Origin of the sequence: Klebsiella sp. GL120222-02 (assembly GCF_003097195.1) — a bacterium.
Lineage (GTDB): Bacteria > Pseudomonadota > Gammaproteobacteria > Enterobacterales > Enterobacteriaceae > Klebsiella > Klebsiella variicola.
Genome location: NZ_QEQO01000001.1, coordinates 169483 through 183529 on the forward strand (window position 1 = coordinate 169483; position 14047 = coordinate 183529).

At 57.2% G+C, this 14047-nt stretch carries 13 protein-coding genes and 1 pseudogene; 9 read left to right on the top strand and 5 right to left on the bottom strand.

Going from position 1 to position 14047, the window contains the following annotated elements:
- Nucleotides 1-104: 104 nt before the first annotated feature.
- Nucleotides 105-2177: a TonB-dependent siderophore receptor gene (locus N438_RS00805; RefSeq protein WP_072123058.1), complete on the bottom strand. Its 2073-nt coding sequence runs from the start codon at nucleotides 2175-2177 to the stop codon at nucleotides 105-107.
- A 504-nt stretch (nucleotides 2178-2681) separates the two neighbouring features.
- On the opposite strand from N438_RS00805, the gene N438_RS00810 reads away from it, so the two are divergent.
- From N438_RS00810 to N438_RS00845, 8 genes and pseudogenes are all read left to right on the top strand, one after another.
- Nucleotides 2682-3503: an ABC transporter ATP-binding protein gene (locus N438_RS00810; RefSeq protein WP_032741109.1), complete on the top strand. Its 822-nt coding sequence runs from the start codon at nucleotides 2682-2684 to the stop codon at nucleotides 3501-3503.
- Complete coding sequence (locus N438_RS00815; protein WP_032741108.1) at nucleotides 3500-4525, top strand: iron ABC transporter permease; 1026 nt, start codon at nucleotides 3500-3502, stop codon at nucleotides 4523-4525. Before N438_RS00810 ends, N438_RS00815 begins: the two co-directional genes overlap by 4 nt.
- Nucleotides 4522-5574, top strand: a complete 1053-nt coding sequence (locus N438_RS00820) for an iron ABC transporter permease (RefSeq protein ID WP_008804502.1) — start codon at nucleotides 4522-4524, stop codon at nucleotides 5572-5574. Before N438_RS00815 ends, N438_RS00820 begins: the two co-directional genes overlap by 4 nt.
- The gene (locus N438_RS00825; protein WP_165818787.1) at nucleotides 5564-6541 is read left to right on the top strand and encodes an iron-siderophore ABC transporter substrate-binding protein; all 978 of its coding nucleotides are present in this window, start codon (nucleotides 5564-5566) and stop codon (nucleotides 6539-6541) included. The genes N438_RS00820 and N438_RS00825 overlap by 11 nt, the downstream gene beginning before the upstream one ends.
- A pseudogene (locus tag N438_RS00830) lies at nucleotides 6507-7440 on the top strand (MurR/RpiR family transcriptional regulator). Before N438_RS00825 ends, N438_RS00830 begins: the two are co-directional and overlap by 35 nt.
- 92 nt (nucleotides 7441-7532) lie before the next feature.
- Nucleotides 7533-8300 carry a basic amino acid ABC transporter substrate-binding protein gene (locus tag N438_RS00835; RefSeq protein WP_114500145.1) on the top strand — a complete coding sequence of 256 codons (768 nt, stop codon included), beginning with the start codon at nucleotides 7533-7535 and terminating at the stop codon, nucleotides 8298-8300.
- A gap of 63 nt (nucleotides 8301-8363) precedes the next feature.
- Entirely contained in the window at nucleotides 8364-9128 is a 765-nt protein-coding gene (locus N438_RS00840) for an amino acid ABC transporter permease (protein WP_008804505.1), read from the top strand.
- Nucleotides 9115-9837, top strand: a complete 723-nt coding sequence (locus N438_RS00845; protein WP_012967953.1) for an amino acid ABC transporter ATP-binding protein — start codon at nucleotides 9115-9117, stop codon at nucleotides 9835-9837. The genes N438_RS00840 and N438_RS00845 overlap by 14 nt, the downstream gene beginning before the upstream one ends.
- Before the next feature lie 249 nt (nucleotides 9838-10086).
- On the opposite strand, the gene N438_RS27440 is transcribed toward N438_RS00845, so the two are convergent.
- The 3 genes from N438_RS27440 to N438_RS00855 form a co-directional block, all read right to left on the bottom strand.
- Nucleotides 10087-10362, bottom strand: a complete 276-nt coding sequence (locus N438_RS27440) for a hypothetical protein (RefSeq protein ID WP_131028782.1) — start codon at nucleotides 10360-10362, stop codon at nucleotides 10087-10089.
- Entirely contained in the window at nucleotides 10350-10712 is a 363-nt protein-coding gene (locus N438_RS00850; RefSeq protein ID WP_032735853.1) for a hypothetical protein, read from the bottom strand. The genes N438_RS27440 and N438_RS00850 overlap by 13 nt, the downstream gene beginning before the upstream one ends.
- A 114-nt stretch (nucleotides 10713-10826) precedes the next feature.
- Nucleotides 10827-11801 carry an amidohydrolase family protein gene (locus N438_RS00855; protein WP_023322813.1) on the bottom strand — a complete coding sequence of 325 codons (975 nt, stop codon included), beginning with the start codon at nucleotides 11799-11801 and terminating at the stop codon, nucleotides 10827-10829.
- A 148-nt stretch (nucleotides 11802-11949) separates the two neighbouring features.
- Here N438_RS00855 and N438_RS00860 point away from each other — a divergent pair, with 148 nt between their 5' ends.
- Nucleotides 11950-12906, top strand: coding sequence for a LysR family transcriptional regulator (locus tag N438_RS00860; protein WP_049010292.1), 957 nt, complete (start codon nucleotides 11950-11952; stop codon nucleotides 12904-12906).
- Here N438_RS00860 and N438_RS00865 read toward each other — a convergent pair.
- A complete protein-coding gene (locus N438_RS00865) occupies nucleotides 12803-14035 on the bottom strand; it encodes an anaerobic sulfatase maturase (protein WP_023322811.1) in 1233 nt (410 codons plus the stop codon). The genes N438_RS00860 and N438_RS00865 overlap by 104 nt on opposite strands.
- Between the last annotated feature and the right edge of the window lie 12 nt (nucleotides 14036-14047).

Here is a 14047-nt window from a genome sequence, read left to right on the forward strand (position 1 = left end):
CGAACTCGACAGGAAGGGGAAGGACCCCAGGCTATGCAGTTGTAGGCCGGCGCAAGCGCAGCGCCGCCCGGCAATGAACATCCGGCGCGACGCCATGGTCCGGCTTAAAAATCCATCTTCACCGTGAACTGCACTTCGCGCGGGTCGCCAATCTGGTTGCCGAGATTATTGGTGCCGATCGAGGAGGTGTAATAGGTCTTATCAAACAGGTTCTTCACATTCACCTGCAGCGTCACCGGATACTGCAGCTTCATCTTATAGGCGGCGAACACATCCGCCACCGCATAGCCCTGCAGATAATAATCCGCGCCGTTGGTGCCGGAGCGCTTGCTGACCGCATGGCCGCCGCCGCCGACGGTCAGGGTGTTGCTGTTATAGACGTTATGAATGTCATAGGTCAGGAACAGCGAACCGGTATGTTTCGGTACGTTTGGCAGCGGTTTCCCGGCGTAATCCGGATCTTCCAGCACTTTGGCGTCGGTGTAGCCGTAGCTGGCGATCACGCTGAGGTTATCGGTGATGGACCCCGCCAGATCCACTTCCACGCCCTGGGAACGCACCTTGCCCGCCGTTTTGGCCACCGTCTCATCACCAATGCTCTCGGTGTACAGCACGTTACGCTTATGAATATCAAACAGCGCGATATTGGCGGTAATGCCGTTTAACAGGTCGAATTTGGCGCCCACTTCGTAAGAGGTGGACTCTTCCGGCGGCAGTTCGCCGATATAGCTGGCGATCGATGACTGTGGCATAAACGACTGGGCGACGTTGGCGAACAGGGAGACGTTCGGCGTCACCTTGTAGACCAGGCCGGCTTTCGGCGTCCATTTCTCATCGCGGCTGTCGGTATTGACGTTAAACGGTCGGCCTTTACCGGCGTACTGGGTGTAGTACTGGTAGCGCACGCCAGCGACGGCGATCCAGTTGTCAGTCAGGTACAGCGCGTCCTGCACGTATGCGGCATAGCTCTCCTGCTGGATACGCTGATCGCTGTCGGAGGCGGAGACGGTATTACAGGTGTCGAGGGTGCCGTAGACCGGATGATAGATGTTAAAGCCTTTCACGTTCTTGCAGCGCAGCATATCGGTGCGCAACAGATCGTAATTCTCATAGGCGACGCCGGTCAGCAGTTCGTTATAAAAACCGCCTACCACCACGTTGCCCTGCAGGTCGGCGCGGGTGGAGTGCATCTTCTGCGTTGAACCGTGGGTACCGTCGACCCGGCGGGTGAGGTTGCCGGTCGCCGAATCATAGGCCACCACCCGCGCCTGGTTATCGTTGTAATTATCCTGGCTGTAGCTGTAGTCGAAGCGCGCGGTCCAGGCGTCGTTAAGGCGATACTCGGCGTTAAGCTGAGCGAGATCGGAATAGCCATCGGTAATATTAAACGCTTCATCGAAGCGGGTTTTGCGATCGACGTTCACCGCATGGCCGGTATTCAGATCGAAAATAGTGCCGCGGTCAAAAGGCGCGCTGTAGTCGCGGTGCGAATAGGACGCGGTCACCGTCGCCCGTTCACCAAACCAGGTCAGGGAAGGGGCGATAAAGCTGCTTTTGTTTTTACCAAAATTGCGCCAGTAATCCTCATTCTGGTATTCCCCAATCAGCCGGTACGCCAGATTCGTGCCTTCGATGGGGCCGGTGACGTCGAAGCTGCCGGTACCGCCGCCAAAGCTGGTGGACGTCGCGGAAACCGAACCAGAGAACTGCCGCTCCGGCCGTTTGGTGATGACGTTGATCAGCCCGCCGGGGTCGAGGATACCGTACAGCGTCGAAGCTGGCCCCTTCAGGACTTCCACCCGTTCGGTGGCGGCGTTAAAACTGCGTGGCAGCACGGTGCGCAGACCGTTGGTCATGATCGAGCCGTCGCGGTTGGCGCCGAAGCCGCGGCGGGTAAAGGCGTCCTGGGTACCGCCGAGGGTGTTGGTCTGCACCACGTTAGCGACGTTATACAGCGCCTCATCGAGTGAGGTGGCGTGCTGATCTTCGAGAACCCGATCGCTGACGGTATTAACCACCTGCGGAATATCCAGCAGCGGCATCGAGGTCAGCGTCGCGGTGGCGGAGCTGAGTGGCTGATAGCCGCTGGTGGCGCTCTGCTGCGCGCCGTCGGCCACCACGGTGATGGTCTCTTCCGCGTCGTTATTACTTTTCGCCGCGCTATTGTCGGCGGCCATTAATCCCGGTGAGGCTAAAAAAAGAAGCGAAAAAAGCGCGCGCCCTTGCAACGCTCTGCAGGCGACATGGGGTTGAGTCATTATCTGTTTCTCGTGAACGAATCTGCCTTTGCGGTCAGATTAAGCCAATAAAATCATTGCCCTGAATAATAAAAGCACTCTGTTTAGCGTCTGAACGCGCCTTCAGATGTGTAATTGAGAATCATTCAATCATGAAGAGATGTAGTAGTAAATGTTATGTAAGATAAAAAATTGGCGGTGGGAAATGGCGGGGTCATCACGTCTTTTCAATGAGGTGGTGTGTTGTTATTTTATTGATATTAAATGATTTTATTGGTTTTACTGTTGCGCAACCTCGCTGTAGTGCTCGCGACGGACGGATGACGATGGCGAGTATTGACTACTACATCTATCCCCGTCATGATCAAAAGAGAATGAGATTTATTTTTGTTTGACTGCAGATTGTTCAGCGATGGCTGGAACGCTGCGGCGCAGGAGCGAGTTATGCCACAGCGGGTGAAACCTGCAGAGCAGGGGATCGTACTGGATGCCCTGTCGGCCGGATACGGCCAGACCCTGATCGTTGACGATATCAACCTGACCATTCCCACCGGCAAAATGACGGTGCTGGCCGGGGCGAACGGCTCCGGTAAATCCACGCTGCTCTCGACCATCGCCAGAATGCTGAAACCGCTCGGCGGCTGCGTGCGTCTGGACGGGCAAGCCATTCACCAGATGCCGACGAAAGCCGTCTCGCGCCAGCTGGGCATCCTCCCGCAATCGCCGCTGACCCCGGAAGGGTTAACGGTTTTCGAGCTGGTCTCGCGCGGGCGCTACCCATGGCAAGGGCTGATGCGCCAGTGGTCCGAGGCCGATGAGCTGGCGGTGGAGGAGGCGCTGCGCTTAACCGGTACCGCCGAATTCGCCCATCTGCCGGTGGACAGCCTCTCCGGCGGCCAGCGTCAGCGCTGCTGGATCGCCATGGCGCTGGCCCAGCAAACGGCCACCATTCTGCTCGATGAGCCGACCACCTGGCTCGATCTGCGCTATCAGGTCGATATCCTCGAGCTGCTCCAGACTCTCACCCGCGAACATGGCCGCACGGTGGTGACGGTGCTCCATGACCTCAACTTTGCCGTGAACTACGCCGATCTGCTGGTATTCCTCAAACAGGGGCGCATCGCCGGCATGATTAGCGACAACGATGTCTGTAGCCCTGAGCTGATTAAACGCGTGTTTGACGTTGACGTGCAGATGTCGATTAACCCGCAAACCGGCAAACCGTTCTTTATGCCGTTTCGCGCCCGCCAGGCCGTTGAAGCATGAGCGCCGCCGTTATGTACGCCGCGCGGCGTCATGCCCGCCCCCGACTGGCGCTCTTGCTGCTAACGCTGCTGCTTATCGCCGCCTCGCTGGTGCATCTTGGCTTAGGCGCCCGCTGGATAGCCCCACAGACGGTGCTGCAGGCGCTGCTGGAGTACAATCCGCGCAACTTCGACCAGCGAATCATCGTCGATCTGCGCCTGGTGCGGCTGGCGGCAGCGCTGCTGACCGGCGCGGCGCTCGGCGTCGCCGGGCTGCTGCTGCAGACGGTGATCCGTAACCCACTTGGCGAGCCGCATATTCTTGGCCTTAACGCCGGCGCTTCGCTGGCGGTGGTGGCGACCTCTGCGCTGGGCCTGTCTCTCGGCGCTTTCCCCGCCGGGCGCCCGCTGACCGCCGCCTGCGGCGCGGGGCTGCTGTTCGGTGGCGTGATGGCGCTGGCCTCTGCCGGGCGCGGCGGGGCGACGCCGCTGCGCATCACGTTGTGCGGAGTGGCGCTGTCAGCGTTTGCGTCGGCGGTGACGGCGGCGATATTGATCCTCGATGAACAGACGCTGCTGGCGATGCGTACCTGGCTGGCCGGCGACCTGGCCGGACTGAACTGGAGCACGCTGCAGACGGCGCTGGTTCCGGCGCTGATCGGCCTTGGCGTCGCGCTGCTCATTGCCCCACGGCTTAATGTGCTGGCGCTGGGGGATAAGGTGGCGCTGGGCCTTGGCATTAATCTCGTCCAGACGAGGCTGCTGGGTCTGCTGGCGATTGCGCTGCTGTGCGGCGCGGCGGTGGCGGTGGCCGGGCCGATCGGCTTTGTCGGGCTGGTGGTGCCGCACGTGGTGCGCCGTCTGGTGACGGAAGATATCCGTCTGGCGCTGCCCCTGGCGGCGCCGGTGGGGGCGCTGGTGCTGGTGCTGGCTGACATCGCCGCCCGGACGCTGATCGCGCCGCAGGAGCTGGCGACCGGGGCGATGACCGCCCTGGTGGGCGCGCCGCTGTTTATCTTTATCGCCGCGAGGTTTTTTAAATGACGCGCGCCGTTCACCGGGCCGGTTTTCGGCCGCTGGTTATCGCCTCCCGCCAGTTGCTGCTGCGCCCGGCGGCGCTCAACATTGCCGCCATCATGATGCTGATGCTGCTGGCGCTCGGGCTGTACAGCCTCAGCCGCGGCAGCTTTCCGTTGCCCGCGTCGACGCTGGCGCGGGCCCTGCTGGCGCCGCAGGATATGGGCGAGCAGCCGCGCTTTATTCTGTTTGATATCCGCCTGCCGCGGATCCTGATGGCGCTGCTGTGCGGGGCCATGCTGGGGCTGGCCGGCGCGGCGATGCAGAGCATCACCCGTAACGGGCTGGCCGACCCGGGGCTGATTGGCGTCAAAGAGGGGGCCAGCATCGTGGTGCTGGCGCTGGTGCTGTTTTTCCCGGCGGTAGGCCTGGTCTGGCGGCCGCTGGCGGGAATGGTCGGCGGCGTGGCGGTGGCCTTGCTGGTCCTGACGCTGGCGCGCGACTGTTCGCGGCCGCGCTTTATTTTAATTGGCATCGGCGTCTCCTGGACTCTGGCGGCAGCGGTCGGCATCTTTATGACCACCGCCGACGTTCGCGACGTGCAGACGGCGATGATCTGGCTGGCGGGCAGCCTGCAGGCCGCCACCTGGCCGCTGCTGGCGGTGGCCTTTTGCTGGGCGCTGCCCGGGGCCATCATCCTGTTCTGTACCGCCCGGGCGGCGGACGTGGCGCTGCTGGGCGACCGGACCGCCATCGGCCTCGGCGTACGTCTGCAGCAGCTGACGATGCTGCGCTTTTTCGCGCCGGTGCTGCTGACCTCGGCCAGCGTCTCCTGCGTCGGCAGCCTGGGCTTTGTGGGCCTGATGGCGCCGCATATGGCGCGTTTCGTGCTGCGCGGCGGTCAGGTATCGCTGCTGTGCGGCAGCGCGCTGATTGGCGCCTTGCTGGTGCTGGTAACCGATACCCTTGGCCGGCTGGCGTTTGCGCCGCTGCAGATCCCGGCGGGGATTGTCATTGCCCTGGTGGGCTGCCCATTCTTTGTTGTCTTGCTCTGGCGTCGCCGTGATGCCCTTTAACCAGGAAGGTAGTATGCGTTGGTTCGTCTCATTGCTGCTGTTGCTGACGGGGGCCGTCAGCGCCGCCGCCCCACAAACTCAAACTTTCACCGATGATTTAGGCCGCACGGTCACCGTCCTGCTGCATCCGCAGCGCATTGTTTCGATGCACGATCTCGATATTACCATTCCGTTGATTGAGCTCGGGGTGCCGCCGATCGCCAGCCACGGCCGGACGCGCCCGGACGGCAGCCACTATCTGCGCGCCAGCGCCCAGCTCACCGGTGTCGATTTCGACAACAGTGATATCCGCTTTATTGGCACCGCCGATATCGATCTGGAAGCGGTAGCCGCCGCAAAGCCGGATCTGATTATCACCGAGCCCAGCCGCCATGTGTCAGTGGAGCAACTGGAGAAGATTGCCCCGACGGTGAGCATCGACCATCTGCAGGGTAGCGCCCCGGAGATTTACCGCAAGCTGGCGCAGCTGACCGGCACCCAGCCGCGGCTGGCGATCCTTGAGCGCCGCTATCAGGAACAAATCAAACAGCTGAAAGCGATGGTCAACCCACCGCAGTACAGCGTCTCCGTGATCCAGGCGAACAACGGCAAGGTCACGGTGCATCATTCGTATCATGCGCTGGGCCGGGTGCTGCGCGACGCCGGGTTCCGCTTTCCGCCGCTGATTGAGCGGATCCCCGACGGTCAGCGCATTGATGTCAGCGCTGAACAGTTGCCGGAGCTGGACGCCGATTTTGTCTTCGCCACCTGGCGGTCGGATACCGGCGGTAAGCCGCAGGATGAGCTGCAGGCGATGGAAGGTGTGATGCCCGGCTGGTGTGACTTTTTGCGTGCCTGCCGCACCGGGCACTATATTTTGCTGCCGCGGGAAGAGGTGATCTCTAACTCCTACGCCGCGCTGTCTCTGATGGTGGCCCAGGTGCAGTCGCATATTGCCGGCAGGCCGATCCCGGCGGAGGCCAAATGAAAAGCGCGGTAAAAAAAGAGAAGGGCAAAGTCGATCTGTTCGGCGAACGCTATCGCGCCCGGGCGCACCAGCTTTCCCCCCGGCTACGGGCCGTGGTCAGCTATATTAACGACAACCGCGAGGTGGTGTTGGAGCATACGGCGATGGAGATCGCCACGGCGACCCAGACCTCCGACGCCACGGTGGTACGCGCCATCCAGGCGCTGGGTTTCGCCGGGCTGCGCGAGCTTAAGCAGACCATGGAGCGCTGGTTCGGCACCTCGGTCACCTCGGCGGAAAAGATGCGCTCGACGGTCACGGCGCTCTCCAGCGACGTCAACTCCAGTATTGATTTTGTGCTTGAAGGCCATCAGCGGGTGTGCGAGGTCCTGTCGCGGGCCGACAACCGCGCGGCGGTGGCTCAGGCGGTGGCGTTGCTCAGCGACGCGCGACAGGTAGGGATCTTTGGCATCGGCGCCTCGGGGATCCTCGCCGAGTACACCGCCCGGCTGTTCAGCCGCATTGGCCTGCCGGCGTATGTGATGAACCGCACGGGCTTCAGCCTCGCCGAGCAGCTTATCGGCCTGCAGCGCGGCGATGTGCTGATCATGATGGGGCAAAAATCCCCCCATCGCGAAGGGATGACCACCCTGCGCGAGGCGAAGCGGCTGGGTATTCCGACCATCCTGCTGACCCAGGCGGTGGACTCGCGCTTCAGCCAGGAGGCGCAGGTGGTGATCGACGTCCCGCGCGGCGGGGACAGCAGCCGGATGCCGCTGCACGGCACGGTGCTGGTCTGCCTGGAGATGATTGTCCTGTCGGTGGCCTCCACCACGCCACAAAAAACGGTGAAATCCCTGAAACGAATCAACGACCTGCACCGGGCCATCGGTAAATCCGGCGGTAAACGGGGCAGTTGAAGAGATAATTCACCAGCGGGAAGGTTTCCGGTTGCATATAAAAGTCAGTGTGTGTATTTTTATGCAAAATAAATGCATAAAAAGGAAATCTCATGGTCAAGAATTTGCTCAAGGCGTGTTTCATGATGGCCGCGCTGACGGCAGCCGGACAGGCGGCTGCGGAAACCTATACCGTCGGTTCCGGCGGCACCTACCGGCCGTTTGAATTTGAAAACAGCCAGAAACAGCTGGAAGGTTTCGACATCGACATCATCAAAGCCATCGCTAAAGCCGAAGGCTTTGACGTCAAGCTGGTCAATACCCCATGGGAAGGCATCTTCGCCACGCTGAACACCGGCGACCGCGATATCATCATCTCCGGGATCACCATCACCGATAAACGCAAACAGATGGTCGATTTCTCCGCGCCGTACTTCCCGGCCGAGCAGTCTATCGTCGTCGCCCAGGACTCGCAGGTTGATTCGCTGGCGGCCCTGAAAAACGAGAAGGTCGGGGTGGTGAACTCCAGCACCGGCGATATCGTGGTTTCTGAGGTGCTGGGCAAAAACAGCACCGCGATCAAGCGTTTCGATAATACCCCGCTGATGCTCCAGGAGCTGTTTGAGGACGGCGTCAGCGCCGCGGTGGGCGACGTCGGGGTGGTGAAGTACTACATCAAACAGCACCCGGAGAAGCAGTTCAAGCTGGTGCCGGATGCCAAATTTGAGCGTCAGTATTTCGGTATTGCGGTGGCGAAAGGCAACAACGAACTGCTGGGCAAGATCAACGCCGGGCTGCAAAAGATTGTTGCTGACGGGACTTACGCCAAAATCTATAAAACCTGGTTCGACGACAACGTGCCGACGCTGCCAGCGCAATAATCCACCTTTTTCAGTGACCACGGCTATCGCCCAGGCGATAGCCGTATTTTTTAGGGAAGGACTATGACGGGATTCCGTTGGGAGATCATCGAGGAGTACGGCCCGCTGTTTGTGGACGGCGCCCTGATGACGATTAAATGTACCATTATCTGCGTGATCCTCGGGACGCTGTGGGGGTTAACTCTCGGTCTCGGGCGGATGGCGAAGGCCGAGCACGGGCCATGGAAATATATTCTCCGCTACCTGGTGCAGTTTCCGGTGCGTTTTTACGTTAGCGCCTTCCGCGGTACGCCGCTGTTTGTGCAGATTATGGTGGTGCACTTTGCGCTGGTGCCGCTGTTTATCAACCCGCGCGACGGCCTGCTGGTAACCGGCGGCCTGATGAGCGCTGACTTTGCCCGCGAGCTGCGCGCCAGCTACGGGGCGTTCCTCTCCTGCATCGTGGCGATCACCCTTAACGCCGGAGCCTATGTGTCGGAGATTTTCCGCGCCGGCATCCAGTCGATCGACAAAGGGCAGATGGAGGCCTCCCGCGCGCTGGGCATGCCGTGGTGGAAAACCATGCGCAAGGTGATCCTGCCGCAGGCGTTTCGCCGCATTCTGCCGCCGCTGGGCAACAACGCCATCGCCATTGTCAAAGACTCGTCGCTGGCCTCGGCGATTGGCCTGGCCGATCTGGCCTACGCCGCGCGCACCGTCTCCGGCGCCTACGCCACCTACTGGGAACCCTACCTGACCATCTCTCTGGTCTACTGGGTGATCACCTTCCTGCTGGCGCAGCTGGTTAACCGTCTGGAAAAGAGGTTTGGCAAAAGTGATTCACATTAATAACTTACATAAGCGCTTCGGCGACAGCCACGTGCTGCGCGGCATTAGCTGCGATATTAAACCGCAGGAAGTGGTGTGCATCATCGGCCCGTCCGGCTCGGGAAAAAGTACCTTCCTGCGCTGCATGAACGCCCTGGAAACGGTCAGCGAAGGCGAGGTGGTGGTTAACGGCTTTGCCGCCCACGACCGGACCACCGACCTCAACAAGATGCGCGAAAGCGTCGGCATGGTGTTCCAGCGCTTTAACCTGTTCCCGCATATGACGGTGCTGGAAAACCTGATTATGGCGCCGATGAATCTGCGCAATATGCCGCGCCAGCAGGCGGTCGACCTGGCGGACGCCTTGCTGGCGAAGGTGGGCTTAAGCGATAAGCGCGACGCCTGGCCCTCGAGCCTGTCCGGCGGCCAGCAGCAGCGGGTAGCCATCGCCCGTGCGCTGGCGATGAAGCCGTCGATTATGCTGTTCGATGAGCCCACGTCGGCGCTGGATCCGGAGTTGGTGGGCGACGTGCTGGAGGTGATGAAAAACCTCGCCAGCGAGGGGATGACCATGGTGATCGTGACTCACGAAATGGGCTTTGCCCGCGAAGTAGCCGACCGGGTGATCTTCATCGACCAGGGCGTGATTCAGGAAGAGGGCAAGCCGGGGCAGATCTTTAGCGCGCCGAGCAACCCACGCACCGCCGCGTTCCTCAGCAAGGTGCTGTAAACCGAGCGGGCTGGCGCCAGGCCAGCCCGCTGAGATACGCAAAACACGACCAATAGTGAGATACAAGGGAAGACGTTGGTTGAGGCAGAAACTAGCAAAACGGCCATCAATTTCCGCCCTCTGCTGGCTGAGCGTAACGGCACAGGTATCACACATGGAAAATACGATATGCCGCCGACGACTCACCCAATTACTATGAAGACGTTACAGTAAGAGCACCGCCGGTTAGCCGTCCGGACGATGATCGCTTTATTCCTTCTCTGCTTCAGAGGGATAGTTACAACCCGGAACTGGGCTGGCGTGACAGTTTCCCAGCGGTGTTGTCTGTAACGGCTCATGTTGTTCTGAGTAGACATATTGCTGGATCTGTTGCTCCGAACGTACTGGCTGTTCAGTAGAAAAAGGCAGCTCTGGCGATGTGCTCTGAAAGGCCATGACCTGAGTGGCGTAGAGACAAAGTGCGGAGAGCAGGATAGAGTGGATGAGTAGTTTCATAATTAATTCGATTGCCGTTACCTTTTGCATGCCGCAAGTATTGCTTCAATGTCATCAAAACGGTTTACGCTGTGTGGCAGGTAATAAAAATCAACTGCTGTTACATCGTTTCCCCTCGCACTGATCTCAACTTCAGCAATATTCTTTTGCTGAATTCCCTGGAGCAACAATTTATCGGTATTGTCGGGAAGAATCCCGCTGTGGACTAAATGCAACTGATGCACTTTCGCAGCCTTACCCAAACACTGTTCGACCTCCAGGCGCGGGCGTTCAATCAACGTCGTCCTCAGTTCCGGATGAATGTCAATTTGATCCAGATCGCCACATCCCAATAATAACCCGGGAAGTAAAAATACTCCGGTCAGTCGAATCATTGACATCGTTCATCCTTTAAACCTAAGTCGCGTGAATCTCATGGTATGACATATTAATTCAATAAATTTTTAACAGACGCACTTAAAATGAGGTCTGACGCAGACCTCATAGGCTTTTAATTAGTGAGGAAGATTAAATAAATTCAGCGCATTGTGACGAGATATTTTCAATTTATCATTTTCACTGAGCGGTAGCGTATCAAACCAGTCTGATGCCCATTGCATCTCTTCAAAGGGAAAATCCGTAGAGAACATTATGCGTTCAATGCCAAGTTCCTGAAGAGCAACTTGCAGAGCGGAGCTGCGGAAATTTCCAGAGGTGGTTACGTGAAAATTATGGCTAAAGTAGTGCTGGAAAGAATGGCTGCACGGATACCCTCGTGGCTCATTCTCAACCCGATGATCAATTCGCCAGATAAGGGCAGGTAAACCTTCGCCAAGGTGACCCAGAACGAGCTGGAGATCGGGATGACGGTCAAACAATCCTGAACCCATCAGGCGCAACGCATGAGTGGCTGTTTCAACGCCAAACGCCCAGGCAGACCCCAGTAGCCAGGGATGCCCCTGGTAGACCTGCGCTCGGGACGGGAGCGGATTACGTGGGTGGAGATAAAAAGGGCGCTGGAAGGCGGCAAACACCTCCCAGAACGCATCATAACGACCATCGTCGAGATAAAGAGCGGTATCCTCACTTTCATGTTGAGAAAAACCGTTGACCAGTGCACCTACGAACCCCAAATCCACAAAACATCGGGTCATTTCTTCCGTAGCAGCATCCGGGTCTTGCATTGGCAAAGCGGCGAATCCACGAAAGCGATCGCGATGTTTTTCGATCTGTTCCGCCAGCGCATCATTGGCTCTATGCGCGACCTCTATAGCACGAACAGGATCGTGGATGCGCTGAATAGCAGGTGCATTTAATGACACTATTGCCAACTCAATACCCGCGTTATCCATTTGACGTAGACGTTGCTCGCCGACCGCCTGAATATGATATTTAATTTCATGCCATTTCTCTGGATAGATAGAGTCATAGGAGTCTTCTAAAGTATCCTCAGTAGCGAAATGTTCCTCTAATGCAATTTTATTTTTCATATTGAAATACTCTTCCGTATATTTATACTGATATTAAACGAGCTTCAAAGTATGTTTTAAAAAAGTCCGCTATTGAAATATCATTATGGTCTTCAGAATATCAGCTTGATATAGAGTTGTATCATTTTCTTACAACCAGGAGGGCTCGATGGATCTAAGGCGTTTAAAGTATTTTGTCACCGTGGTGGAATTAGGCTCATTTTCCAGAGCCGCCGCTCATCTTTGTATATCGCAACCACCATTAAGCCAGCGGATCCAGGAGCTGGAGAATGAAATGGGTGGGGAACTTATCGACAGGCGTTCCCGGCCATTAAAGACAACCGTAGCGGGGGCGCTTATTTATCAGCAAGCAAAAGAGATTTTGCAGCGCACAGAACAGATGCAAGGCTACGCGCAGCGCATGTTTCATCCGGAAGTCAACGTAATCAAAATTGGTTTTGTCTCAGCCAATTTTCACGCCCATTTAGCGTCCGTTGTCAGACGTTTCATACAGTTGTGTCCTGAAGTAGAAGTTCAGGTAGTAGAGATGAACAGTATACAGCAGGTGGAAGCGCTACGTGCTGGGCATATTGATATTGGTATAGGCCGAATCAATGTGGTTGCTGATGATATAGAACAAATCACGCTGTATCAGGAACAGCTTATCGCCGTATTACCACAAACACATCCCCTGGCCAAACGCGGTTGCGCTGTTTCACTGGCCACGTTTAACGGGGGACGATTCATCATTTATACCAACCAAAAAAGACCGAGCCTTGCCGATGAGTTACTGGCACGACTGGTTTCACTCGATGTGAAACCTCAGCGAGTCATTGAGGTAGAGCAGTACGACTCGGCGCTACTGCTCATTGCCTCTGGTTACGGAATGACCGTGGCACCGGCCTCAGCCCGTATGATTTCAATGCCCGGGATAGCCTATATACCGTTGATAGAAACGCTCACCATTCCAATGGTGATGTTCCACCGCAAGGAAACTCGCTCTCGACTATTGCAGCAATTCTTTACCGCGCTCGACGAAGTGAGAATCGATGCTGCTTGCGCAAATACTGTATCAGAGCCGCAGGGGGACAGCCTCGAGCCAGCAACGCAGCCCACAGGTTCATAACGGGCTGAATATGCTTGAAAAAATGCTGATAACCCGCGCACAGATAATTATGTCCTGCCGTGCCTGATGACGACCGGCTAAAGCGATGTTTTGGACAGCCCCCCTGACAGGCAAAGCGAAACTGACAGACTTTGCAGTCATCGGTGAGGGTTAACTTTTTGGCCAGACCAAACGCCATGGCGGCTTCACTGTTATTGATTGCATCAATACTATCATGATGGATATTACCAAGAAGATGTTGCGGATAGACATAGTGATCGCAATTGTACAGATCGCCATTCGCCTCTAATGCAAAAGCATGTCCACAGGTCTCCGCATGAACGCATAGTACGGCTGGTTGTCGAGTCCAGGCCGCAATGGCGACATCAAACATTTGCACCGCAATCTGGCCAATATCCCGGCGGATCCAGATGTCAAATACCTGACTCAGAAACTCGCCGTACTGCTTCGAAGGTACTGACCATGGGGCCAGACGCGCTTTCCGTTCGTCGGGTGTTACCAATTTGAGTCGTGGGTTTGCTTCTGTACTCACTCGTTCAACCAGCGGAATGAATTGCATGTAGCGTGAACCACTATGCCTAAGAAACTCATAGACCTCACCGGCGTGGGCGACATTATGGTGTCCCACTACCGTCAGCGTATTGAAATCGACCTGGAAGCGATGCAGCAGCGATAATGCTTTCATCACAAATCGATGGCTACCTTTCCCCGAATGACTGATGCGGTAACGATCGTGGAGAGTTTCGGGCCCATCAACAGAGAGCCCAACCATAAAACGGTGCTGTGCGAGAAAGGTTGCCCACTCTTCGTTAAGCAGTATCCCGTTGGTCTGCAACGTGTGCGTTATCTTCACCCCTTGACCATAGCGCTGACAGAGTTCGACAACCCGCTTAAAAAAGGGAAGCCCTAAGAGCAAGGGCTCACCGCCTTGCCAGGAGAACGTCACCGGATGGGAGTGTTGTGCCGCGATGTGCTGCTTAACATACTCCTCCAGAGTCTCTTCTGACATTTTCCAGTGCTGCTTACGCTGTGGATATAACGACTGCTTTTCATGATAGAAGCAATATTTACAATCGATGTTGCATTTCGCACCACCGGGTTTAGCCATAACATGACATTGACGATACATGATGTTTTCATC

Excerpts from the sequence above, each read along its gene's own strand:
- N438_RS00805 (WP_072123058.1), bottom strand. The coding sequence starts at position 2,177 with ATGGCCGCCGACAATAGCGCGGCGAAAAGTAATAACGACGCGGAAGAG.
- N438_RS00810 (WP_032741109.1), top strand. The coding sequence starts at position 2,682 with ATGCCACAGCGGGTGAAACCTGCAGAGCAGGGGATCGTACTGGATGCC.
- N438_RS00815 (WP_032741108.1), top strand. The coding sequence starts at position 3,500 with ATGAGCGCCGCCGTTATGTACGCCGCGCGGCGTCATGCCCGCCCCCGA.
- N438_RS00820 (WP_008804502.1), top strand. The coding sequence starts at position 4,522 with ATGACGCGCGCCGTTCACCGGGCCGGTTTTCGGCCGCTGGTTATCGCC.
- N438_RS00825 (WP_165818787.1), top strand. The coding sequence starts at position 5,564 with ATGCCCTTTAACCAGGAAGGTAGTATGCGTTGGTTCGTCTCATTGCTG.
- N438_RS00835 (WP_114500145.1), top strand. The coding sequence starts at position 7,533 with ATGGTCAAGAATTTGCTCAAGGCGTGTTTCATGATGGCCGCGCTGACG.
- N438_RS00840 (WP_008804505.1), top strand. The coding sequence starts at position 8,364 with ATGACGGGATTCCGTTGGGAGATCATCGAGGAGTACGGCCCGCTGTTT.
- N438_RS27440 (WP_131028782.1), bottom strand. The coding sequence starts at position 10,362 with ATGCAAAAGGTAACGGCAATCGAATTAATTATGAAACTACTCATCCAC.
- N438_RS00850 (WP_032735853.1), bottom strand. The coding sequence starts at position 10,712 with ATGTCAATGATTCGACTGACCGGAGTATTTTTACTTCCCGGGTTATTA.
- N438_RS00855 (WP_023322813.1), bottom strand. The coding sequence starts at position 11,801 with ATGAAAAATAAAATTGCATTAGAGGAACATTTCGCTACTGAGGATACT.
- N438_RS00860 (WP_049010292.1), top strand. The coding sequence starts at position 11,950 with ATGGATCTAAGGCGTTTAAAGTATTTTGTCACCGTGGTGGAATTAGGC.
- N438_RS00865 (WP_023322811.1), bottom strand. The coding sequence starts at position 14,035 with ATGTATCGTCAATGTCATGTTATGGCTAAACCCGGTGGTGCGAAATGC.